The sequence below is a fragment of the Streptomyces sp. NPDC098781 genome, from assembly GCF_044759995.1.
Classification (GTDB): domain Bacteria; phylum Actinomycetota; class Actinomycetes; order Streptomycetales; family Streptomycetaceae; genus Streptomyces.
Map to the genome: position 1 here is coordinate 146,869 of NZ_JBIWAK010000001.1, position 23,603 is coordinate 170,471.

The window sequence follows — 23,603 nt, forward strand, 5'->3', positions numbered from 1 at the left end:
CTCAGGACGGGAACACAGTGAAGGACTGGTGGATCTACCAAGGCTCGGGAACCCCCGCTCAACGGCTTGAGCGGCTCGGCGCCGGCCTGCCGCCCTGGCGCCGCTTCACCGGCACCCCGGACCCCGACTACCGGCCGCCCCGCAGCGGTACGGCCTGGGAGGAGACCAGGCAGCGTGGTCTCGGCTACGTTCCGGACGACGCCGAGACCGACGCCGTCAACACCGCCCTGTACCTTCGCCGTCCGCTGCTCGTCACCGGAAAGCCCGGGGTGGGCAAGTCCACGCTGGCGTACAGCATCGCCACCGACCTCGGGCTCGGACCGGTGCTGCGCTGGCCGATCACCAGCCGCAGCACCGTACGGGACGGCCTCTACCGATACGACGCGATCGGGCGGCTGCACGACGCCAACCTCAGGCATCTGGCGGCGGAGCCGCGCAACCGGTCGGTGCGGCGGGCGGCCCGGTCCCGTAAGACCGGTCCGGCCTCTTCGCGTACGGCGTCGATCGCCTCCTATCTGCGGCTGGGCCCGCTGGGCACCGCGCTCCTGCCGCAGGAACAGCCGCGCGTGCTACTCGTCGACGAACTCGACAAGGGCGATGTGGACCTCCCCGGCGACCTGTTGACCATCTTCGAGGAGGGGGCCTTCGAGATCCCCGAACTGGCCCGTGCCGCCGCACACCATCCCCAGGTACGCATCGGCACCCAGGACAGCCCGGTCCCCCATGTGCGGGTGGAGCGCGGCGAAGTGCAGTGCAGCGTTTTCCCGGTCATCGTCCTGACCAGCAACGGCGAACGCGACTTCCCGCCGCCCTTCCTGCGCCGATGCATCCAGTTGCGCATCGAGCCGCCCGCCAGGGGGAAGCTGGAACAGATCGTGCGCCAACGGCTCGGGGTGTCGCCGACCGAGGAGCCCTGCCGCGACCTCATCCAGGAGTTCCTCGACCGGCGCGCGGACGGTGACCTCGCGACCGACCAGTTGCTCAACGCCATCCAACTGCGCCTGAGCGGCGCTTGGTCCGATCCCGCCGACCGTGCGGGACTTCTGGCCACCGCCCTGCAGCAGCTGACCGGCGACTACCGCCGGTGACGCCGCCGTGATCGACAGGTTGCGGCAGATCATCGCGGACACGGGCGTGGAGGCGGGCCCGGAGGAACTCGCCGACGTCCTGTGGCTGGCCCGCTGTCTGCAAGGCACCCGCCCGGATCCGGCGGACGGCCACACCTTAGCTACCGGGGGCGGGCAGCCCGACGACGTCCGCAGTCCCGGATCCACCGGACCCGTCGTGCGACGGCCCCCCGATCCCGGACCGGTCCCGCCCACTCCGGCTCCGGTCCCGCCGCCAAAGCCCCGTACGGGCCGCCCGGAGACCGGCGACCTGCTGTTCACCTCCACCGAGACACCCAAGCCGCCCCAGAAACCCTCCGACCACCCAAGACCTCCCGAATCTCCCCCGAGTTCTCCTGAAGCCGAGGCACCACCACAACGGAAACGGCAGCACGGTACGCCGGTGCGCGTCGGCAGGGCCGCGTACCTGGACGACCCGCTCGACGTCATGCGTGCCCTACGGCCCCTGCGGCGCCGCCGCATCGTCGGCAACCGCATGGAGCTGGACGAGGAACTGACCGTCGTGGCCAGCGTCGACCATCACACGCTGGTGCCGGTGCTGCGTCCGGCCCGGGACCGCTGGCTCGACCTGACCCTGGTGGTGGACACCCACCGCTCGATGCTGCTGTGGCACGAACTGGTCGCGGAACTGCGGACGCTCCTTCTCCAGACCGGTCTCTTCCGGGCGCTGCGGATGTGGTTCCTGCGCGCTGCCGACGACGCGCGCCCGGGCACCCGCATCAGCTTGTCCGCCACACCGGGCGGCGTGCCGCGCAGCCCCCGGGAGATCGCCACCGGCCGACGGCACAGCCTGATCCTGATCCTCAGCGACACGGTGTCCGACATGTGGCACTGGCCCGAACTGCGCGAAGCGGTCGGCCAGTGGTGCTCGCACAGCTCGGTGGCCCTGCTGAACGTCCTGCCCGAGCGGCTGTGGTGGCGCACCGCCGTCCAGCCGGCCCACTGTCTGCTGCGCACCGTCGGGCCCGCAACCCCGAACGTCTCCTGGGGCCTGGCCGCACCGCCCCCTGCCCGTCCGCATCTGGGCACGGGCTTCTCGACAGTCCCGAAGGCCGCCCTGCCGGTGGTCGACGCGTCACCGCACGCGCTGTCCGTGCTCGCCTCTCTCGTCTCGGGCAGTGGCCGCTGGCACCACCTGCCCTGCCTCCCTCTCGACGCCGACTGGTTCACGGGCGCGTACCCCGACGATTCGTCGCTCCGGCCAGGGGGTTCGGAGCCGTACGGCGACGAGGTGAACGAGGCGGACCAGGCCGCGCTGAAGGCGGTGCGCTGGTTCGAGGAGAGCGCCACGCCCACGGCCAGAGAACTCGCGGGCTTCCTCGCCGCCGTACCGCTCACGCTCCCCGTGATGAACATCGTGCGCCGCGCCATGCTCCCCGCATCGGACCACGGGCATCTCGCAGAAGTGGCATTGGGCGGACTGCTGACCCCCTGGTCCGCCGACCACCGGACCGACCCGACGTACACGGAGTTCCGTTTCCACCCGGGTGTCCGCGACGCGCTCCTGGGCGGTCGGCGCCGCGAGGAGATCTCCGACGTCCGAGCGCTGGAACTCGTCCGTGCGGAGGTCTCCGCCTACCTGAACCGCCGTCGCGGCACCGGCGACTTCCTCGCGCTCCAGGGCACCATCGCCACGGCCGGCACCCGTGTCATCGCCTCCGACGCCCTGCCTTTCGCCCGGACGACGGCTCCCGGGCCGGACGACCGACCCGCGTACCAGGTCGTCGCCGACGCGTTGCGGCAGGAGATCGCCTACGGCGTCCACCCGGTGGGAGGTGCGTTGCCTCCGCAGCAGCAGCTGGCCGACCGATTCGATGTCTCCCGCGGAACCGTGCAGCGTGCCCTGAGGGATTTGGTCACCCTCGGTCTGGTCCGATCCCGCGGGAACAAGCCGATGATCGTCATCGCCCAGGTATCGCGCCCGCCTGTCCCTGTCCTGGAGGCGTCGCCCCGGGCAGTGGACCGGCTCACCGAGCTGAACCGTGCCATCGGCGACGCGTTCCGCTTCCCCCAGGTGACCGTCGACGCGATCGTCAGCAGTGTCACTGCCCTGCTCGCGGCATTCATGTTCGTGGACCAGACCACCCCAGCACCGCGCCAGACGCCGATCCGCATACGGGTCCTGGTCATGGGTGACAACACCGACGACAGCGATATGTCGCAGCTGCAGCGCATGTTTGAGGCGTGGGCGGAGCGAGGCTCCGCCGAAGTGTCGTTCCAGGTGCGGAGATCCGCGACCGAGCCCCCCACCGAGCTGTATCTGATCAATGACCGGACCGTGCTCACATCGCACGTCCACCTGCCCGGCGCCGGTCCGGACAGGCTGCATCTGCTTCCCGAGGAGCGGACGGAGGAGACACGGGAGTGGTTCGCTTCCTGGTGGGAGCTGTTCGAGGAGCTGTAGGTTTCACCCCAGACACTCGCACCACATGGTCTGCCCCCGGACCACACCCTCATACCCCCTTGTCCACCACCCGCGTCCAGTAATATCCGCCCCCGCCCGCTCTCCGCCTAAACACAAACTCCAGTGGCCTGCAGGGAAGTTGACGAGAGTCTCCGCAGACCTCGACCCGTACTCCTTCGGGCACTCGCAGCACCAGTACCGCACATTGCCGATACGGGACACGACGCACGACATTGGCGACCAGCTCCGTCACTCAGAGTTCCCCGGCGTCGGACAGCTTCGCTGGCTCCCATTCGCGCAGCAACGAGCGGGCGATACGGCGGATATGACGGGGATCGTGCCCCTTGTAGTGGTGTAGCCGATCAAGGTGTGGGAGTGCGCGGGCGTCTGCCCGGGGCGCACACCTGATGCGGGTGGCCGCTCCCTGACCAAAGGCGAGCCATCGTGCAACTCTCCCTGCTAAAACGCCAGTTCAAGCGGTAGGAGTGCACGATGGCCCTGTCTCAGTCCCGTCCACCAACCCGCTGGAACGGATCAACCGCGAGATCAAGCGTCGCACCGACGTCGTCCAGGTCTTTCCCAACCCGCCCGCCCTGGAACGGCTAACGACCGCAGCGCTCTGCGAGATGCACGACGAATGGATCGCCTTCCCCGCCGCTATCTCCCCGAAGGCAGCATGGACAAGCTCTACCCCGAGCTCCCCGAAAGCGCCCCCGCACTTCCCAACATCACGAACAAGCCGACCCGTTGATCGGCTACACCACGACAAGGGGCACGATCATGACGGGCCAAATGGGCGCCACTGGGGAATGTATGCGTTCGCAGTACGAGGTGACATCGCGTGACTATGTCGGGCGGCTCTGTCCACGAGAACTGGTTCTGGTCCACTTCTTGGGCCGCGTACGCAGCCTGATTGCCGATCTTCGCCTGACGGCCACGTCTGCTCTGAATGCGACACGACCGCTGTTTTCGTCACTCCACCCGCGAGCTCGGACGGGGTGGGGGTGCTGATTTGCTTCGCCGACGGCAACACGTTCGAGGGCACTGCCAGTACTGCGACCGAGCAGCTGACTTCGCTTTGGAAGAAGCGGAGATGTGTCAGGACTACCTCGATACACGATTCGCCAAGTTCTGAGAGCGCACACGAGCACGACGTGTTGCTGCGGCTGGCGACTTTCAGCGAGGCAAGACGGATCCGCGGCATCGGGAAAGGACTTTCAAATTACCAGGGTGATCTGAGGTGAGTGGTGGATCAGGGGGTGACATGCGTTAGCGTGGCAAGCGTTGACGGCGAGCCCCGTGCTGGTTCGTGCTGGTTTTTGAGGTGCAGTGGGGGTAAACGTGCAGGTCAGAGCGATTTCATGAAATTGCTGCACACTTCCGACTGGCACCTCGGTCGGGCCTTCCACCGGGTCGGCATGCTCGGCGCCCAGGCCGAGTTCATCGGCCACCTCGTCACGACCGTGCGGGAGCGGGGCGTCGACGCGGTCGTCGTGTCGGGAGACGTGTACGACCGGGCGGTGCCTCCGCTCGCCGCGGTCGAGCTGTTCGACGACGCCCTGCACCGGCTCGCCGACCTCGGTGTGCCGACGGTGATGATCTCCGGCAACCACGACTCGGCGCGCCGGCTCGGCGTGGGCGCGGGTCTGATCGGCCGGGCGGGCATCCATCTGCGGACCGAGCCGGCGGCGTGCGGCACGCCCGTCGTGCTCCCCGACGACTTCGGTGACGTCGCCTTCTACGGCCTGCCCTATCTCGAACCCGCCCTGGTGAAGGACGAGTTCGGTGTCGAGAAGGCCGGACACGAGGCCGTGCTCGCCGCCGCCATGGACCGCGTGCGCGCGGACCTCGCCACACGACCGAGCGGCACCCGGTCGGTGGTGCTCGCCCACGCCTTCGTCACCGGGGGCGAGGCCAGCGACAGCGAACGCGACATCACCGTCGGCGGCGTGGCCGCGGTGCCCGCCGGGGTCTTCGAGGGCGTCGACTACGCGGCGCTGGGGCATCTGCACGGCTGCCAGACGATCACCGAGCGGGTCCGTTATTCGGGCTCGCCGCTGCCGTACTCCTTCTCGGAGGCCGACCACCGCAAGACCATGTGGCTCGTCGACCTCGACGCCGGCGGAGCGGTCACGGCCGAGCGGGTCGACTGCCCGGTGCCGCGCGCGCTGGCCCGGATCCGCGGGACGCTGGAGGACCTGCTCGCCGATCCGGCGCTCGACCGGCACCAGGAGGCCTGGGTCGAGGCGACGCTGACCGACGCCGTGCGCCCGGCCGACCCCATGGTCCGGCTCACCGAACGCTTCCCGCACACCCTCAGCCTCGTCTTCGACCCCGAGCGGGCCCCCGACGACCCCGAGGTGTCCTACGCCCGGCGGCTCGCGGACCGCAGCGATCAGGAGATCGCCGAGGACTTCGTGGCGCATGTCCGCGGGGCCGGACCTGACGCGCACGAACAGACCGTGCTGCGGGACGCCTTCGACGCGGTGCGGGCGGACGACGCCGTGCGGGAGGTGGCGCGGTGAGGCTGCATCGCCTCGACATGACGGCGTTCGGGCCGTTCGGCGGCGCCCAGAGCGTCGACTTCGACACGCTGTCGTCGGCCGGCCTGTTCCTGCTGCACGGACCCACCGGCGCCGGCAAGACCTCCGTCCTGGACGCCGTCTGCTACGCGCTCTACGGCTCCGTCCCGGGCGCCCGGCAGAGCGGTCAGGGCACGACCCTGCGCAGCGACCACGCCGCGGCCGGCACCCGCACCGAGGTCCGCCTCGAACTGAGCGTCGCCGGACGCCGGTTGGAGATCACCCGGCAGCCGCCCTGGGAGCGTCCGAAGAAGCGCGGCTCGGGCACCACGCTCGACAAGGCACAGACCTGGCTGCGCGAGTACGACGCACAGGGCCGGGGCTGGAAGGACCTCAGCCGCTCGCACCAGGAGATCGGCGAGGAGATCACACAGCTGCTCGGCATGAGCCGTGAGCAGTTCTGCCAGGTCGTGCTGTTGCCCCAGGGCGACTTCGCCCGCTTCCTGCGCGCCGACGCGGAGGCGCGCGGCAGGCTGCTGGGCCGTCTCTTCGACACCCACCGCTTCGCCGAGGTCGAGAAGCGCCTCGCCGAGCGCCGCCGGGCCACCGAGGCCCAGGTGCGCGACGGCGACACGGCACTGCTGGCCGACGCCCACCGTATGCAGCAGGCGGCGGGCGACGCCATGGCGCTGCCCGACCTCGCGCCGGGCGAGCCCGGGCTGGCCGACGCCATCCTCGCCGCCGCCGCCGTCGCCCGCAGCACCGCCCGTGAGCAGCTCACCGTCGCCCACTGCGGCCTGCTGGCCGCCGAGTCCGCCCAGGCCGCAGCGGACCGCGCCCTGGGTGACGTACGCGAAGTGGCCCGGTTGCAGCGGCGGTTCGCCGAGGCGAGGGGGCGGGCCGAGCTGCTGGAGGAGCGGGCCGACGCGTATCGCGCGGCGCAGGCGCGCATGGAGCGGTCCCGCAAGGCCGAGGCGGTGGCACCCGCGCTGGAACTGCGGGACACCGCCGACGCCGAACACCGGCAGGCGGCCACGGCACAGGCACGCGCGCGTGCGCTGCTGCGGGACGCGTTCGGTGAAGCGGACGGCGCCGACTCCCCGGCGCCGGGCGCGCTCGCGGAGGCCGGTGCCGCGGGGCTCGCCACCGCCGCGCGCCGGGTCGCCGAGGAACTCGGCGGGCTGGAGTCGGCCCGTCGCGGCGAACGTCGGCTGGCCGAACTCGTCGCGGAGCGCACGGACCTGGACCGTCAGGAGCGGGCGGACGACGACGTCCGGCTGGACGCGGAGGCCTGGCTCGCCGCCTGGGAGGAGACCCGGGCCGCGCTCCAGGCGCGTATCGAGTCCGCGCAGGACGCCGCCAACCGCGCCGACCAGCTGGCCGTACAGCGAGAGCCCGCGCGCCGGCGGCTCACCGCCGCGCGGATGCGCGACCAGCTGGCCGGTGACACGGACGCGGCCGCACGTGAGGCGACCGAGGCGAAGGAACGGGCGCTGAAGGCCAAGGCGCACTGGCTGGACGTCAAAGAACAGCGCCTGAACGGCATCGCCGCCGAACTCGCCGCACAGCTGGCGGACGGCGAGCCCTGTGCCGTGTGCGGTGCCGTCGACCACCCCGCCCCCGCCCGCAAGGACGCCGGGCACGTCGGCCGGGAAGCCGAGGAGCGGGCGCAGTCCGCCTACCAGCGGGCGGAGGAACGGCACACCGAGGCCGAAGGGCGCCTGGGCGTCGTACGGGAAGCTCTCGCCGCGGCCACCGCGGAGGCCGACGACTTGCCGACAAGTCGACTCGCGCAGGCCGCCGACGAGTTGGAGCAGCAGTACGCGCGGGCCCGCAGGGACGCCTCGGCGCTGCACGCCGCCCACGAGGAACTGCGGCGGGCCGAGGCGGAACAAGTGCGGCGCGTGGCCGCCCGGCAGCAGGCGGAGGTGCGGGCCGCCGCCCGCGTCGGCCACCGCGAGCGGCTGGACCGCGAAAGGGTCGCTCTGGAGGCCGAGTTGACCCAGGCCCGCGGCACCGCCGACAGTGTCGCCGCGCGCGCCGCGCAACTGGAGCGGCAGGTCGCCCTGCTCACCGAGGCCGCCGACACCGCCCGCGCCGCCGAGGACGCCGCCCAGCGGCTCAAGACCGCCGACGCGCGCCTCGCCGACGCCGCCTTCCGCGCGGGCTTCGACACCCCGCAGGCCGCGGCCGCCGCGCTGCTCGACGACGCCGCGCACCGCGATCTGCAACGACGGCTGGACACCTGGCAGTCCGAGGAGGCCGCCGTACGCGCCGTCCTCGCCGAGGCCGACACGGCGGCCGCCGCCCAGCAGCCGCCCGCGGACGTCATGACAGCGGAGCGAACCGCCTCCCACGCCGCGGGGCGGGCCCGCGAGGCCGCCTCCGCGCGCGACGCCGCCGCCCGTCGCTGCACCGAACTCGACCGCCTGTCCACGCGGGTGGCGGCGGCCGTGCGTCAACTGGCCCCGCTGCGCACGGAGTACGACCGGGTGGCCCGCCTCGCCACGCTCACCGCCGGCACCTCGGCGGACAACGAACGCAAGATGCGCCTGGAGTCGTACGTGCTGGCGGCCCGCCTGGAACAGGTCGCCGCCGCCGCGACCGTACGACTGCGTCGCATGTCCTCCGGCCGCTACACCCTCGTCCACTCCGACGACCGCACCGGCCGCGGCCGCAGCGGCCTCGGACTGCATGTCGTCGACGCCTGGACCGGCCGCGAACGGGACACGGCGACCCTCTCGGGCGGCGAGACCTTCTTCGCCTCCCTCGCCCTCGCCCTCGGCCTCGCGGACGTCGTCACCGACGAGGCCGGCGGCGTCCGCCTCGACACCCTCTTCATCGACGAGGGCTTCGGCAGCCTCGACGACCAGACCCTCGACGAGGTCCTCGACGTCCTCGACTCCCTGCGCGAACGCGACCGCAGCGTCGGGATCGTCAGCCACGTCGCCGATCTGCGGCGACGGATCCACGCGCAATTGGAGGTCGTGAAGGGACGATCGGGATCGGCGCTGCGCCAGCGCGGCGCATGAGCCCGCTGATCACCGGCCCGCCGTCCGGCCTATCGGACGGCCGTCGACTTGTGCCGCCAGACGGCGTGCTCAAACCCACCCGGTTCGTGACCGAGCAGCACGGCGGCCTCCTCGTACGCCGCCTTCAACTGCGCGTACGACAGCCCGGACGCACCGGCTTCCGCGGCAAACGCGCGCAGATGCACATCGACGGCGACCTGCGACCGGCCGACGAGGATCCCGATGTAGTCCACGGTCTTCGGCCCGACGCCCTTCACCGTACGCAGGGCGGTACGGCCGGCCTGGTGGTCGAGCCACGCGTGGAGTTGGGCACGGGTGTCGATGCTGTTCGCGGCCAGCACGTCGGTGATGCCGTGGGCCGTCGCGACCCTTCGAGGGGCGTTGAAGTCCATGGCCACGGCGAGGTCTTCCCCGACGATGCGCGCCCGGAAGCCGCGGACCGTCGCCGCGTCGGGCCATGCCTCCTGGAGGCGTTCAAGTCTCGGCAGCAGCGTGGACCTGTACTTCCGACGCGCGTGAAAACTGGCGTCGCAGATCACGGCGCCCATGTGGGTCCAGCCGCGGGGCGGCGGGAAGGGGCCGTCGCCGAGGGCGGTTCTTGCATGGGCCGCCAGTTGCTGGGCGGCGTGGCGTGTGGTCATGGTCACAGGGCCATGATGGTGAAGCGGTGAGGCTCGGGAGGCCGGATCGGGTCGATCGGCCACGATCGTCTCGGCCTCACTGCCCCAACGGCCGTCGCGGCAGCGGTGACGAGTAGACCACGCTCGTCGTCACCGAGCCCAGGGTGCCGATCTTTCCGGAGATCTCCTCCAGGTGGCGCATCGAGCGGGCCGTGACCTTGATGACGAAACAGTCGTCGCCGGTGACGTGGTGGGCCTCAAGGATCTCGGGGGTGACGGCGACCAGGTCGTGGAAGGGCTTGTAGTTGCCGTTGGGGTAGCGCAGGCGTACGAAGGCCAGGATCGGCAGGCCGAGTCGGTCCGGGTCCACCACCGCGGCGTAGCCCTGGATGACGCCCGCCTCCTCCAGCCGCCGCACCCGTTCCGTCACCGCGCTCGGGGACATCGACACGGCACGGGCCAGTTCGGCGAAGCTGGCGCGGCCGTCGCGCTGGAGGACGTCGAGGATGCGCCAGTCGGTGGCGTCCGGGGAAAACGCGGTCATGGGGGAGAAGTAGCAAGGGAATCGGCGGCGGTGCAAGGAGAGCGCCGGGGATTGTCCGTTCAGGGAGTGGATCAGCGTACGTAGCTTTGTGGGCATGACGAACGCCACCACCGCCCACCCCGTCCTGCGCATCGCGCCCGCCACGCCCGCCGAGGCCGCCGCCCACTTCCGCGCGAGCCTCGCCTTCCACGCCGACGTGTCCGACGTCGCCGCCGCGCTCGCGGCCGGCGGTGACCCCGGGTTCGTCGTCGTGGACTCCCGGTCCACCGCGTCCTGGGACCAGGGCCACATCCCCGGCGCGATCCACCTGCCCACCGCCCTCGTCCCCGAACAGGCCGAGCGGCTCCTCGACAAGTCCGTCCCCGTGGTGACGTACTGCTGGGGCCCCGGCTGCAACGGCGCGACCCGCGCCGCCCTCGCCCTCGCCGAACTCGGCTACCGGGTCAAGGAGATGCTCGGCGGCTTCGAGTACTGGGCGCGGGAAGGCTTCGAGTTCGAGACCTGGCAGGGGCGTGAGCGCCGTGCCCCCGACCCGCTGACGGCACCGGGCGACGCCGACGACTGCGGCTGCTGAGGCGCCGGTCGGACGCGGTGGGCCTGTGGGTTCGCGGTGCGTGTAGGTTCTGCTGCCATGGTGAGATACGCGGATCCGGGCGCCGTGGAGTGGATCGAGTCGGGCGGCGGCCCCCTGATAGCCGTACCGGAGCAGGTGCTCCCGTTCTGGGCGGGCGCCGACGGCGACGAGACCGCGTCGGACTACGACCGGGCCTGCGAGGTCGACGGCTCCGTGGGACTGCTGCCCGTGGGGGACAGCGCGGCGCTGGTGTTCGGTGACGAGCCCGCCTCGACCTCCTATCTCCCCGACCACGGCATCTTCGTACGGTGGTGCGCCGCCGACTCCGAGGAGGAACTGCTCGCCACCGTCCCGGCCGCGCTCACCACCGCGGACTGGGGGCACGAGGTGCGCTGGAAGGTGCCGGGGACGGTGGTGCTGTTCGACTCCGCCTGGCCCGGACCGGCGACGGAGCGGACCGAGCATCTGCGGGTGGCTCTGGAGCCGGGTGCCTACGCCGTGCGCGCCGCCCAGGCGCAGCCCGGCCCGGAGACCTGGCTCGGGCTCGTCCAGCTGCGGCGACTGCCGCACTGATCCCGCGGGGCGCGCGAGAAACGCGGATGCGCCGCACCCGTCCGTTGTCCACCATGGTCTGCCATGCCCCGACTCCCGCACCCCATCCCCGAAGACCTCCGCCGCGACCCGCTGCCCCTGCGCGGCCGTACCGCCCTGGTGACGGGCGCCAGTAGACGCGCCGGCATCGGGCACGCCGTGGCCCGGCGGCTCGCCGCGTACGGGGCGAGTGTCTATCTGCACCACCATGTGCCGCACGACGCCGCCATGCCCTGGGGAGCCGACCGGCCCGAGGACGTCGTCGCCTCCGTCCGGGAGGCGCTCGGCGATCCGGATGCGCGGGTGCTCGCGGGCCCTGGTGACCTGTCCGACCCGGCCGCGCCCGCCGAACTGGTCGCCACGGCCGCCTCGGCGCTCGGCGGCCGGCTCGACATCCTGGTCGCCAACCACGCGGTCAGCGGCTCCGACGGCACCCTCGACGAGATCGACGCCGCGATGCTCGACACGCACTGGGCGGTGGACACCCGTTCGGTGCTGCTGCTCGTGCAGGCCTACGCCCGGCTCCGGCCCGTCCGTCCCGGCGGCCGTGTGGTGATGATGACCTCCGGCCAGGACATCGCCGGCGGTATGCCCGGCGAGATCGCCTACGCCTTGCAGAAGGGTGCCCTGGCCTCCGTCACCCGCTCCCTGTCGACCACGCTCGCCGAGCACGGGATCACGGTGAACACCGTCAACCCCGGCCCGGTGGACACGGACTACCTGACCGGCGAGGCGTACCGGGCCGTCGCGGACCGCTTCCCGGCGGGGCGCTGGGGGATGCCGGACGACCCGGCCCGCCTCATCGCCTGGCTGGCCACGGACGAGGCGGGCTGGATCACCGGACAGGTCATCGACTCCGAGGGCGGGTTCCGGCGCTGAGCACCGGACGGGCCGTCAGAGCGCGGACAACTCGTCCACCAGGTCGTCCAGTCCCAGGGAGCCCTGGGACAGGGCCGCCATGTGCCACGCCTTGAGGTCGAAGGCGTCGCCGTGCCGTGCGCGCGCATTCTCCCGGCCGAGCAGCCAGGCTCGCTCGCCCAGCTTGTAGCCGATGGCCTGGCCCGGGATCGTCAGATAACGGGTCAGCTCGCTCTCCACGAAGTCCGCCGGACGGCTGCTGTGCGACCCGAAGAACTCCTGCGCCAGCTCCGGAGTCCAGCGCTCGCCCGGGTGGAACGGCGAGTCGGCGGGGATCTCCAGCTCCAGGTGCATGCCGATGTCGACGATGACCCGGGCGGCCCGCATCATCTGCGCGTCCAGGTAACCGAGCCGGTGCTCCGGGTCGGTCAGGAAGCCCAGCTCGTCCATGAGCCGTTCCGCGTACAGCGCCCAGCCCTCGGCGTTGGCGCTGACCAAGCCGATGGTGGCCTGGTAGCGGGAGAGGTTCCCGGCGACGTACGTCCACTGCGCGAGCTGGAGGTGATGGCCGGGCACGCCCTCGTGGTACCAGGTCGAGACGAGGTCGTAGACCGGGAAACGGGTCTGGCCCATCGTCGGCAGCCAGGTGCGGCCCGGCCGCGAGAAGTCCTCCGAGGGGGAGGTGTAGTACGGGGCTGCCGCACCGCCGGGCGGGGCGATGCGGGACTCCACCTTCCGTACCGGCTCGGCGAGTTCGAAGTGGGTGCCGTCCAGCTTCTCGATCGCCTCGTCCATCAGGCCCTGGAGCCACTCGCGGACCTCGTCGACGCCCTCGATGTGATGGCCGTGCTCATCGAGGTGCGCCAGCGCCACCCAAGGGGTAGCGGCGCCCGGGAGGATCTTCTCGGCCTCCTTCTTCATCTCCCCGAGGAGACGGTGGTACTCGGACCAGCCGTAGGCGTACGCCTCGTCGAGGTCGAGGTCGATGCCGTTGAAGTAGCGGGCCCAGCGGGCGTAGCGCTCGCGGCCCACCGTGTTCGGCGCCCCCTCGACCGCCGGCGCGTACACGTCCCGCATCCAGTCCCGCAGCTCCACCACGGCGGCCGTCGCCGCGCGCGCGGCCTCGTCCAGCTCCGCGCGCAGCGAGTCCGGTCCGGCCGAGGCGAAGTCCTCGAACCAGCCACGCCCCTCACCGGTGTCCGCCCACTCGGTGAGCTGCTCGACGAAGGTGGCCGTCGGGCGCGGCGCCGCGTACAGCTTGCGTTCCAGGCCCAGCGCGAGAGCCTCGCGGTAGCCCGCGTACGCCGCCGGCACCGCGCGCAGCCGCTCGGCGATCGCCGCCCACTCCTCGTCGGTCTGGTTCGGCGTGACCGTGAAGATCTCGCGCACCGAGTGCGCGGGCGTGGCCATGTTGCCGACCGCGCGCAGACCCTCGTCGGCGTCGTGCACGGCCAGCTCCGCGCTCAGCCGCTCGCGCAGCAGGCGTGCGCACCGGCGCTCGATGTCACTGTCCGCGCCGGGCCGGCGCTCGGCCTCGTCGAGCCGGGCGAGCGTGGCCCGTTGGAGCCGCGCGAGCGCCTCCTGGCCCGCGGGCGAGAGGTCGGGAAGCTTGCCCGAACTCTCCTTCACGCCGAGATACGTACCGGTGACCGGGTCGAGGGCGATGAGTTCGTCGACGTACGCGTCGGCGACCTCACGGGGAAGCGGGCTGTTGGTCTCAGACATGCGGTCCATCCTCATACGACGGGCCGCCGGACGTCACCCGGATTGAGCTGTGGGCGAAGGCGGAAGCAGCGGCCCGCAGTCCCACTGCTGGAAGATCAAACGGGTCTCCACACGGGCCACCTCCCGCCGGGATGTGAACTCGTCCAGCACGAGCCGTTGCAGGTCGGTCATGTCCGCGACCGCGACATGGACCAGGTAGTCGTCCGGGCCCGTGAGATGGAAGACGGTCAGGGACTCCGGCAACGCCCGGATCCGCTCCACGAACGGCCCCACCAGCTCCCGCCGATGCGGCCTGACCTGCACGGAGAGCAGGGCCTGGAGACCACGTCCCAGCTTGGCGGGATCCAGTCGCAGCTGATGTCCGAGGATCACGCCCGCGCGCCGGAGCCGGGTCACCCGGTCCAGGCACGTCGACGGTGCGACCCCCACCTCGGCCGCGAGATCCCGGTAGGTCGCCCGGGCGTCGTTCTGCAACAGCCGCAACAGATGGAGATCCACCGGATCCAGTACGACAGATTCGGCCATTGGCCGAACGTAGCACGGCATTCGATCCCTGGGACCCGGCCGGTGTTCAGTCTTCGCCCATGGACGCATTGAGCAGGGATGCCTACGACGACACGCGCACCATGTCCCGAGCACTCGCCACCGAGGCCGTGCACGCCGGCCGTGACGACCTCGCCCGGCAGGGCCTGCACGCCCCGCCGATCGACCTGTCCACCACCTACCCCTCCTACGACAGCCGCGGCGAGGCCGCCCGCATCGACGCCTTCGCGACGACCGGCGCCGAGCCCGACGGCCCGCCCGTATACGGCCGCCTCGGAAACCCGACCGTCGCCCGCTTCGAGACGGCCCTGGCCCGCCTGGAGGGCACCGAGGCCGCGGTCGCCTTCGCCAGCGGGATGGCGGCGCTGAGCGCGGTCCTTCTCGTACGGGGCTCGATGGGCCTGCGCCACGTCGTCGCCGTACGCCCGCTGTACGGATGCAGCGACCATCTGCTCACCGCCGGACTGCTGGGCTCCGAGGTGACCTGGACCGACCCGGCCGGCATAGCGGAGGCGCTGCGCCCGGACACCGGCCTGGTCATGGTGGAGTCCCCGGCCAACCCGACCCTCGCCGAACTCGATCTGCGGGCCTTGGCCCACGCCTGCGGCTCCGTCCCGCTGCTCGCGGACAACACCTTCGCCACTCCCGTGCTCCAGCGCCCCGCCGAGCAGGGCGCGCGGCTGGTGCTGCACAGCGCCACCAAGTACCTCGGCGGACACGGGGACGTGATGGCGGGCGTGGTGGCCTGCGACGAGGAGTTCGCCGGACGGCTGCGGCAGGTGCGGTTCGCCACGGGCGGCGTCCTGCACCCGCTGGCCGGCTACCTGCTGCTACGGGGCCTGTCGACCCTCCCCGTCCGGGTCCGGGCCGCTTCGGCGAACGCCGCCGAACTCGCCGGCCGCCTCGCCGCCGACCCGCGTGTGGCCCGCGTCCACTATCCGCGCATCGGCGGCGCCATGATCGCCTTCGAGGTGCACGGCGACCCGCACGAGGTGATCGCCGGCGTCCGCCTGATCACCCCCGCCGTGAGCCTCGGCAGCGTCGACACCCTCATCCAGCACCCGGCGTCCATCAGTCACCGGATCGTGGACGCCGATGACCGCCGGGGTGCGGGGGTGAGCGACCGACTGCTGCGGATGTCGGTGGGGTTGGAGGACGTGGAGGACCTGTGGGCGGATCTGGACGCCGCGCTGGAGCGCGCCCACACGGGCGCGGGGAACAGCGCGACCGGCTACCAACAACCCGCGGCCGCCCTCAGGCCCTGACCCCTACGACGCTCAGGCCGTCCCCAACTCACCGGCACCCGACAGCCGCTTCCCGACCGGCTCCTCCAGCGACGCACCCACACGAGCCGTGATGACCAGGGTCCCCTCCTCGATCTGATAGTCGAGGGGGAGCCCCAACCCACGCATCGCCGCGACCATCCCGGTGTTGGAGGACTGCGTCACGGCGTACACGCTCTCGCAGCCGGCCGCCGCGGCCATCGCCACCAACCTGCGGAGCAACTCCGCGCCGATGCCACGCCGCTGCCACGTGTCCTCGACGAGCAGCGCGACCTCCGTCTCGTCACCGTCCCACAGCAGATGACCGAGACCGACGATCCGCCCCGAAGCCGACTGCACGGCCAGCGTCCGCCCGAAACGGGGGCTCAGCAGGTGCCGCAGATAGCGGTCGGCGTCGCCGACCGGCCCGTGATACCGCATCCCGAGCGTCCGCGTCGAGCACCGCTCGTGCATCTCCTTCGCGGCCTGGAGATCACCGGCGTCGGCCCGGCGCACGGTGATGTCGTTGCCCCTGGGCAGCGTCAGCACATCCTCACTCCGCGGGACGCGCGGGCCGAGCCGGGCGTCCAGTTCCACGAGCGCCCGCGCCCGCGCGAACTCGGTCGGCGTGAACGGCAGATACGGCCGCTCCACGGTGATCACTCCGCCTTCCGGTGCCCGCAGCCGCATCACGGTGTCCTCCAGCGCCCCCTCCACCGGCAACGGCTCGGCACCCCGGCCGCCCACGGCAGGCGTCGCGGGCAGTGACCGGATGGTGCAGCGGCCCAGCAACTGCCGTAGTGCCAGCGGAAGTTCCGCCGCGTCCAGGGCGGTACGGGTGGCGAGGCTCAGCACCCGGGTCGGCGCGTCCACCAGATCATGCGCGTCGGCCCGCTCGATCCAGGTGCCGTCACCGCCGGCCGCCGCGATCGCACGGGTGAGTTCGTCCGCCGCCAGCTCCGCGGGCGTCCGCAGCAGGAACTCGTCCACCGTGCCCTCGGCCAGCGGATGCGTCTGAAGGCTCAGTATGTCGACCCGCAACTCCGCGAGGGCCAGGCACAGCGCGGCCAGCGACCCGGGTTCGTCGCGCACCGTCGTCCGCATCCGCCACAGCGCACCCCCCTCGGACACCGTCGCGGCCGTCTCCCGCGGCTGGTCCGACGGCCCGGCCGGCTCCTCGGAGCGCGGCCGGGCACCGGTATCGCTCGTCGGGGGTTCGTGACCGTGGCGACGTGTCCGCCATACGTGGAACCCCGCGCCGGCGACCAGCAGGGCCGCCGAGGTGAGCAGCAGCGCCGATACACGGGGCCCGTGTCCGTTCAGAGTTGCCACGGCCTCGGCCACCGCCACCGCCGAAAGGACCGCGGCGAGTTCGACGACGTTGCGCCGCCGGTGGTGGACGGGACGGCCATGCCTCGCACGCGTCACATCAGATATGTCTCGACTCATGCACCCACTGTGAAGGAACGGTGTTGCGTGATCACGAACGCTTTGTGACCGGGCGGTAAAGACCGCCTATGTCTTTTTTGTGGCTTATTCAACTGTGTGGGATGAAACGGCCGGGACGGATGCGCGCCCCTCAGGCGGCCAATCCCTCCGCCAGCGCGCTCTGAAGCCGCCGGGCCTGCGTCACGATCCGGGACGAACCCCGGCGTTCCGCCGTTCCCGCCAGGTGTGGCAGCTCCTCGCGTGCCCCTGTTCGCTCGGCGCATTCCGCCGCGACGGCAAGAAGGTCGGCCAGTCCCCGCGCCGGGGCGGCTGCCGCGCCGGTCACGAGGTCACCGAGCGGGGCGGGAAGGGTGTGCCGCAGCACGGCCCAGACGGTGGCGTGCGCGCCCGTGGCCACCGCCGTCCGCACCGAGTCGACCAGCCGCGACGGTTTCACCGCACCGCTGCGTATCAACTGCCCCAGATCCGAACCCAGCCGGTCCCTGTCGAGCTGCCCCCGCGCCGCGAGCACCAGCAGGGCGTCCACGGCGGCGAGCCGGTCCTCCGGGTGCCGCGCGCCGAGCCCGTATGCCAGGCACAGGTGCGTCGCCTCACCGGCCGCGCCGCCCGACTCGGCCAGCCGGGGCAGGAACGCCGCCGCGCCCCGGGTGTCGTCGACCGCGGCCGCCGAGAGCTCGCGCAGCATCCTGACCGCCACCAGTTCGCGCTGTTCGGGCAGCAGGGCGAGCCAGTGCGGCCGCATGTCGTCGTTCCAGTGGTAGCAGTGCCACCGGTCCCGGAAGACGGTCACGGGCCGGCCCAACGGGCTGAAATCGGCCGGGAAGTCGTCTTGCAGCTCGGTGATCTCTCCGCATTCGACGAGTACGCGGTCGCCCGAGGTCCGCCGCCGGTACGTGGGCTCGGCGGGACCGCCGAAGGTCAGCCACCGGGCGAGACGCGTGCCCTCCGCCGTGCCGAGTGCCGCCGCCCGTTCCGCGGCGACCCCGGCCGCCGCGCGGTCGCCGCGCCGGACCCGCAGCAGGGCCTGAGCGAAGTCCGCCGCCGACACCCGCGCGCCCAGGCGGCGGTACTCGTCGAGGCGTGCCACCAACTCATCCTGCTCCAGCAGCCCGGTGCCCCAGGTGGGCGTCGACAGCAGCAGCGGCAGCGGCTCGGTGGCGATCCGGTGCGCCACCTCCCAGACGCGGGCCTCGAAGGCTCGGGCGAGCGGAGAGTGGCCGCAGTCGCCGGCGACGGTCGTGCCGCGCCGGAGAACGTCGTGGAGCGTCGAGACGGGCACCTTCTCACGCAGAGTCGCCAGGAGGAGTTCGAGGCCGTGCGCCGCGTTGAAGAGGCCGTTGCGCCTGGTGAAGTAGTCCCCCGCGTGGTACGCGTACTGCGGATTCGGCTCGGCCCACCAGCGCTGTGCGACGACCGGCTCCAGCGCCTTGAGGAGCGCTTCACGATCGCGGTACGCGTGCCGCACGAGTCCGTCCAGGGTCCGCTCGAACTCCGCCACGTCACCGCCGGAGGCGAGCAACGCCCCGACCTCCTCGGCGAGTTCCGTCACCGACTCAGGTGCGGGCGCGAGACGCACCGGCGCCGGTGCGGGCGGCAGGACCTCCTCGTACGTCACCGGCGTCGAGGGCACGGGGGACGCACCCAGACTCCGCGTCGCCCGCGTGCGAAGCGTCGGGATCAACTGGTCGGCCGCCGCCGCGAGTTCCTCCCGGACCTCGGCCGTGCCGACCTTGCGGACATGGCGCTCCACCAGCTTGAGCGCACGCTCCTGGACGTCCGAGTCCTCGTGTCCGAACGCCTGGGCGGCGGCGGGCAGCAGCTCTTCGGCGGTGGACGGGTCACGGGCGATCACCTTGCCGAGCAGGACGAGCTGGGCGCGTACGAGCTTCTTCTCGGTGCGGAACAGGACCGCGCCCGACATCTCGACCAGCCGACGCGCGGGCAGTTCACCGTCCAGGGCGAGCGACGCCAGCACGGACTGCGCGTGCGCGGCCACGACGGGCGCGGCATCGGCGGCCAGCGCAAGCCAGTCGGCCGTGCGCTCCCGCTCCTCGTCCCGGGTGAGTGCGAGGGCCTGGAGCATGCGCAGGAACACCCGGTGATCGGCGACCGGGCCGCCGCGCAGCAGCCGGGCCACACAAGCGTCGACCGTCGCCCCGCGGTCCAGCACCCCGTCCACGGTGAGCCGTGCGATCGCCCCGGTCCAGCTGTTCGGGCCCTCGCCGGCCGCCCACGCGAGCCGGCCGCCGATGTCGTCGGTCTCGAAGAGCGCGGCCGTGAGCTGTGCGAGGTGCGGGTCCTGGCGCAGCCGGGCCAGGACCGTGTCGCCGCGCTGCCAGGTGTGGCCGATGTGGTCCACCCAGCCGTGGACGTACGCCTCCGTCGCCGGTACCGGACAGCCCGAGAGCCGGACCAGGCCCGCCATCAGCTCGTACGGCACTCTCGCCGTCGGCGGCCGCTCGGCGATGCGGTGCGCGACATCGCCCAGCCACGCCGGGGCACGGTCGCCCAGGACGTCGATCAGCACGCCGGGAGACGCCGGCCACCAGCGCATGTCGGCGGCGGCCAGCCAGCTCGCCACACCGGCCGCGCCGGTCTGGCACGCGGCTCCGGCCGCATGCAGGGCGGGATAGGCGCGGCGGGCCTGCGCGGTCCACTGGTCCGCCCGCAGCTCCTTGCGCAGCGCTTTCAACTGCGGGAAGACCGCCCGCCGTTCGGGGTCCGTCATCCCGTCCAGGAGGCTCACCACCTCGGCCGTCCGCCCCGCCCTTACCGCATCCATCAGTGAAGTCATCGCGCGTCCCCCTCGACCCGTGCCATGTCCCGCTCCGTCGCGGCGACACCGCGCCGCACCATCCGCACCGCCAGCGCGTGCTTGCACGGCCCGCGCCCGCCCCGGTACTTCGCCCACCACAGACAGCTACAGCTGAGCACTCCCGACTCGTCCCGCACCCGGTGCAGATGCCCGTCCTCGGCCGTCACCGTGCCTATGACGCCGTCCAGCGCGACCGCGCCCGCCGCCACCAGTGCCCGCGCCGAGCGCAGCCGGGGATTGTGACGCTCCACGCGCTCGGCGTCGTAGGGCAGTTCGCGGTGGAAGTAGGCCGCCTCCGCCGTGTCGTACCCGACCCGCCCCGAAGTGCCCAGGCGGATCAGGGCCGCCCTGACGCGCTCCGGTGTGAGACCCGAGGACGCGGCCAGGTCGGCGACATCGACCCGGGGCTCCCACGCGAGGAGCACCGCGATCAGCTCCGCGTCCTCGGCGGCCTCGTCCGTGGCGAGCGCGTCCAGAACGCCGCCCTCGCCGGAGAAGCCGCGCGAGGCGTCGGGCGACAGCGTCAGCGTCAGCCGCATGCCGGGCAGCACCGCCTCCCAGGCACTGGCCGTGGCAGCCGTACCTCCGGCGACCGAGGGGCCGTACACACGCAGGGCCGTGGCGTGGCGCAGCACCCGCTGGAGCGCCACCAGCCGCTCCGGACCCGGCAGGCACACCGCACCGGGCACCGCGCGTGTGGTCGGCCGCAGTCCGCCGCCCGAGGGCACCACCCACCGCGGTCCGGCCGAGGCACCCCGCGCCCCACCGCGCGGCAGCGCCCTCAGGAACCGCACCGCCTCGGCGGCCGGCAGCTCCGCCCGCAGGTCGAAGCCGGCCGCGATCACCTGCGCCTCGGCGAAGCCGCGCAGCCAGCGGTCGGGCAGTGGCACCTTCTTCTCCACGACCGGCCCGTCCAGCGTGGTCACCGCCAACTCCTCGGGACCGACCCGCAGATGGAGCGGATCGTCCGAGCCGATCCTGGACAGGGCCTCACGCAGCGGGTTGTTGACGTCCACGTTCGTCGTGCCGTGCCCCACCTCGCCGCCGTCCAGGCCCGGCTCCAGCACGTCCAGGCGGGCGTACACCCCGCAGCAGCCGGAGAAGGACTCGAAGCGCAGCCGGTCGCCGTTGCCCGTCACCACCGGGTCCAGCGAGGCGGGCAGCCGGCGCTGGTAGTACCGCGCCGACGCCACGTCGGCCACCGCGAGCAGCGCCGCCGACGCCACCTGAGGAGACGTCAGGAACCCCGCGAAGAACTGCGGATGGTCCTGGACTCCGGAGGGCGTCGCACCCCGCGAGGTCTCAAGGCCCAGCCGCTGTCCGGTCGTCGCGGACTCCAGCACGGAGGGTCGTCGGTAGGCCACGGCCTGCAAAGATCGCGTCATGGGAAAACCGTAGAGGCGACCACTGACAATCGGCTCCGACCTGCGAAAAGGCCTGCGAAAACGCTTTGATGTCAGGGAGTTCACATCACATACGTTCGGCGCCGGATACGCGAGTGCCGCGCACCAGGGGATGACTCAGATGCGCGGCACTGTCACGAGCGTTCGGGACCGGGGTGTACGGACCGGGGCGTACCGGACCGGGCTGTACGGGACCGGGCTGTCGGGCCCGGCGACCTACTGGCCGACGCGTCCCGGCTGGAGCACCTTGGTGAACAGCACCGTGCCGTCCTGCTCCCGCAGCCGCACCGTCAGCTCACCGCTGTGGCCGTCGATCTCGACGTCGCCGAAGAACTGGTAGCCGCCGGCGGGGGAGACGTTCGCGGCGGTCGGCGCCTTCACGAACACCCGCTCCGGACCGAAGGTGTCGTCCAGCGCGCTGGCCGGGAAGGCGCCCGCGTTGAGCGGGCCGGTGACGAACTCCCAGAACGGCTCGAAGTCGGCGAACGCCGCCCGCGACGGCTGGTAGTGCTGGGCGGAGGTGTGGTGGACGTCCGCGGTCAGCCACACCGTGCCGGTGATCCTGCGGTGCTTGATGAACCTCAGCAGCTCGGCGATCTGGAGCTCACGGCCGAGCGGGTTGCCCGGGTCGCCCTGGGCGACGGCCTCGATGTTCGGCATGCCGTCGCCGGTGTCCGGTACGACCAGGCCCAGCGGCATGTCCGAGGCGATCACCTTCCACACCGCCCGGGAGCGGGCCAGCTCGCCCTTGAGCCACCTCAGCTGCTCGGCGCCGAGGATGCCCTGCGCGTCGGTGGTCTGGTTGTCCGGCGAGTTGGCGTTGCGGTAGGTGCGCATGTCCAGCACGAACACGTCGAGCAGCGGGCCGTGGTGGACGGTGCGGTACACCCGGCCGTCGGGGCGGCGCAGCGTCGAGATGGGGAAGTACTCCGAGAACGCCTGCCGGGCACGGGCGGCCAGGACGTCCACGTTCTTCTCCGTGTAGCGGGTGTCGCCGAGGATCTCCCCGGGGTACCAGTTGTTGGTCACCTCGTGGTCGTCCCACTGGATGATCGACGGGACCTGCGCGTTGAACCGCTTGAGGTTGTCGTCGAGCAGGTTGTAGCGGAAGTTGCCGCGGAACTCGGCGAGGGTCTCGGCGACCTTCGACTTCTCCTCGGTGGTGATGTTCCGCCAGGTGCTGCCGTCGGGCAGGACCACGGACGACGTGATCGGGCCGTCGGCGTAGATGTTGTCGCCGCTGCACAGGAAGAAGTCCGGGTCCAGCTTGCCCATCGCGTTGTAGATGGTGTAGCCGCCGAAGTCGGGGTTGATGCCCCAGCCCTGTCCCGCCAGGTCGCCGGACCAGACGAAGCGGATGCCGTCACGGCGCCGCGCGGAGGCGGTCCGGAAGGTGCCGGTGACCGGTTCGCCGGTGCGGCGCGGGTCGTCCGGGTCGGCGAGCAGCACGCGGTAGTGGATCTGCTCACCGGACGGCAGGCCGCGCAGCCGGGTCGTGCCGGTGAAGTCCGTGCCGGCGCCCAGCAACGGGCCGCGCCATCTGCGTGAGTTGCGGAACGACGCGGTCGCGGACGTCTCGACGATCATCCGGGCCGGACGGTCCGAGCGCACCCACACCAGCCCCGAGTCGCAGGTCACGTCACCCGCCTGCACACCCCAGCCGGCCTTGGGGCGCCCCGACAGGGCGAACGCCGGTGCCGAGCCGAGTGCCGTGGGCAGGGTGAGCGCCGCCGACGCGGCGAGGGAGCCGCGCAGAACGCTGCGGCGACCCGGGAACGGACGGTGGGACATGGAGGCCTCCAGAGGCGGGATCCGGCCAGTGGGCAGTGCCACAACTACTGGTACGCCGCAGCGCACACGCAAACCACGAGTGAACAACTGACCGCATCCGCAAGGGAACCGGCCCGACCGGCCCGCCATACGAGGGACACGCCTACGCGCCTCCCGGATCACCCGGCCGTTGGCCCCGCGGCCGTCCCGGCGGTCCGGTGAGTGCCGTGCGGTCGTCCCGGCGGTCCGGTATCAGCGCGGTGCGGTCGTCCCGGTGGTCCGGTCAGTGCCGTGCCGCCGTCCCGGTGGTCCGGTCAGTGCCGTGCCGCCGTCCCGCCGGTCCGGTCAGCCCCCGACGCCCGTC

General features: G+C 72.1%; 16 protein-coding genes and 1 pseudogene. 9 read left to right on the plus strand and 8 right to left on the minus strand.

The features are described from left to right. Window positions 1-17: 17 nt before the first annotated feature. From ACIQWG_RS00685 to ACIQWG_RS00705, 5 genes and pseudogenes are all read left to right on the plus strand, one after another. Complete coding sequence (locus ACIQWG_RS00685) at window positions 18-1,088, plus strand: AAA family ATPase (RefSeq protein ID WP_404088759.1); 1,071 nt, start codon at window positions 18-20, stop codon at window positions 1,086-1,088. A gap of 7 nt (window positions 1,089-1,095) precedes the next feature. Further along, complete coding sequence (locus ACIQWG_RS00690) at window positions 1,096-3,531, plus strand: SAV_2336 N-terminal domain-related protein (RefSeq protein ID WP_404088760.1); 2,436 nt, start codon at window positions 1,096-1,098, stop codon at window positions 3,529-3,531. Window positions 3,532-4,043: 512 nt separating this feature from the next. Then, window positions 4,044-4,282: pseudogene (locus tag ACIQWG_RS00695) on the plus strand (transposase); the annotation flags it as partial. Between the two features lie 610 nt (window positions 4,283-4,892). Further along, complete coding sequence (locus tag ACIQWG_RS00700; protein WP_404088762.1) at window positions 4,893-6,056, plus strand: exonuclease SbcCD subunit D; 1,164 nt, start codon at window positions 4,893-4,895, stop codon at window positions 6,054-6,056. After that, window positions 6,053-9,085 carry an AAA family ATPase gene (locus ACIQWG_RS00705; RefSeq protein WP_404088764.1) on the plus strand — a complete coding sequence of 1,011 codons (3,033 nt, stop codon included), beginning with the start codon at window positions 6,053-6,055 and terminating at the stop codon, window positions 9,083-9,085. Before ACIQWG_RS00700 ends, ACIQWG_RS00705 begins: the two co-directional genes overlap by 4 nt. Window positions 9,086-9,114: 29 nt before the next feature. Here the strand turns inward: ACIQWG_RS00705 and ACIQWG_RS00710 are convergent, their stop codons facing one another. Both ACIQWG_RS00710 and ACIQWG_RS00715 read right to left on the minus strand, forming a co-directional pair. Beyond that, the gene (locus ACIQWG_RS00710; protein WP_404088766.1) at window positions 9,115-9,726 is read right to left on the minus strand and encodes a hypothetical protein; all 612 of its coding nucleotides are present in this window, start codon (window positions 9,724-9,726) and stop codon (window positions 9,115-9,117) included. 76 nt (window positions 9,727-9,802) lie between these two features. After that, the gene (locus ACIQWG_RS00715) at window positions 9,803-10,249 is read right to left on the minus strand and encodes an Lrp/AsnC family transcriptional regulator (RefSeq protein ID WP_404088767.1); all 447 of its coding nucleotides are present in this window, start codon (window positions 10,247-10,249) and stop codon (window positions 9,803-9,805) included. A gap of 94 nt (window positions 10,250-10,343) precedes the next feature. On the opposite strand from ACIQWG_RS00715, the gene ACIQWG_RS00720 reads away from it, so the two are divergent. From ACIQWG_RS00720 to ACIQWG_RS00730, 3 genes are all read left to right on the plus strand, one after another. Then, entirely contained in the window at window positions 10,344-10,823 is a 480-nt protein-coding gene (locus ACIQWG_RS00720; RefSeq protein WP_404088769.1) for a rhodanese-like domain-containing protein, read from the plus strand. Between the two features lie 57 nt (window positions 10,824-10,880). Continuing rightward, on the plus strand, window positions 10,881-11,396 hold the full coding sequence (locus ACIQWG_RS00725) for an immunity 21 family protein (protein ID WP_404088771.1): 516 nt from the start codon (window positions 10,881-10,883) through the stop codon (window positions 11,394-11,396). 63 nt (window positions 11,397-11,459) lie between these two features. Continuing rightward, window positions 11,460-12,293 (plus strand): SDR family oxidoreductase, encoded by an 834-nt coding sequence (locus ACIQWG_RS00730; protein ID WP_404088773.1) that lies wholly within the window; start codon window positions 11,460-11,462, stop codon window positions 12,291-12,293. 15 nt (window positions 12,294-12,308) lie between these two features. Here ACIQWG_RS00730 and ACIQWG_RS00735 read toward each other — a convergent pair whose 3' ends face one another. Together ACIQWG_RS00735 and ACIQWG_RS00740 are read right to left on the minus strand one after the other, a co-directional pair. Continuing rightward, on the minus strand, window positions 12,309-13,997 hold the full coding sequence (locus ACIQWG_RS00735) for a DUF885 domain-containing protein (protein ID WP_404088775.1): 1,689 nt from the start codon (window positions 13,995-13,997) through the stop codon (window positions 12,309-12,311). 33 nt (window positions 13,998-14,030) lie between these two features. Next, window positions 14,031-14,522, minus strand: coding sequence for an Lrp/AsnC family transcriptional regulator (locus ACIQWG_RS00740; protein ID WP_404088777.1), 492 nt, complete (start codon window positions 14,520-14,522; stop codon window positions 14,031-14,033). A 59-nt stretch (window positions 14,523-14,581) separates the two neighbouring features. Here ACIQWG_RS00740 and ACIQWG_RS00745 point away from each other — a divergent pair, with 59 nt between their 5' ends. After that, window positions 14,582-15,805, plus strand: a complete 1,224-nt coding sequence (locus ACIQWG_RS00745; protein WP_404088779.1) for a trans-sulfuration enzyme family protein — start codon at window positions 14,582-14,584, stop codon at window positions 15,803-15,805. Between the two features lie 12 nt (window positions 15,806-15,817). On the opposite strand, the gene ACIQWG_RS00750 is transcribed toward ACIQWG_RS00745, so the two are convergent. From ACIQWG_RS00750 to ACIQWG_RS00765, 4 genes are all read right to left on the minus strand, one after another. Continuing rightward, window positions 15,818-17,251: a GNAT family N-acetyltransferase gene (locus ACIQWG_RS00750; protein WP_404088781.1), complete on the minus strand. Its 1,434-nt coding sequence runs from the start codon at window positions 17,249-17,251 to the stop codon at window positions 15,818-15,820. A 130-nt stretch (window positions 17,252-17,381) separates the two neighbouring features. Beyond that, the gene (locus ACIQWG_RS00755; protein ID WP_404088783.1) at window positions 17,382-20,045 is read right to left on the minus strand and encodes a DUF6493 family protein; all 2,664 of its coding nucleotides are present in this window, start codon (window positions 20,043-20,045) and stop codon (window positions 17,382-17,384) included. After that, window positions 20,042-21,451 carry an SWIM zinc finger family protein gene (locus ACIQWG_RS00760; protein ID WP_404088785.1) on the minus strand — a complete coding sequence of 470 codons (1,410 nt, stop codon included), beginning with the start codon at window positions 21,449-21,451 and terminating at the stop codon, window positions 20,042-20,044. Before ACIQWG_RS00760 ends, ACIQWG_RS00755 begins: the two co-directional genes overlap by 4 nt. Window positions 21,452-21,685: 234 nt before the next feature. Next, window positions 21,686-23,260 (minus strand): alkaline phosphatase D family protein, encoded by a 1,575-nt coding sequence (locus tag ACIQWG_RS00765; RefSeq protein ID WP_404088787.1) that lies wholly within the window; start codon window positions 23,258-23,260, stop codon window positions 21,686-21,688. Between the last annotated feature and the right edge of the window lie 343 nt (window positions 23,261-23,603).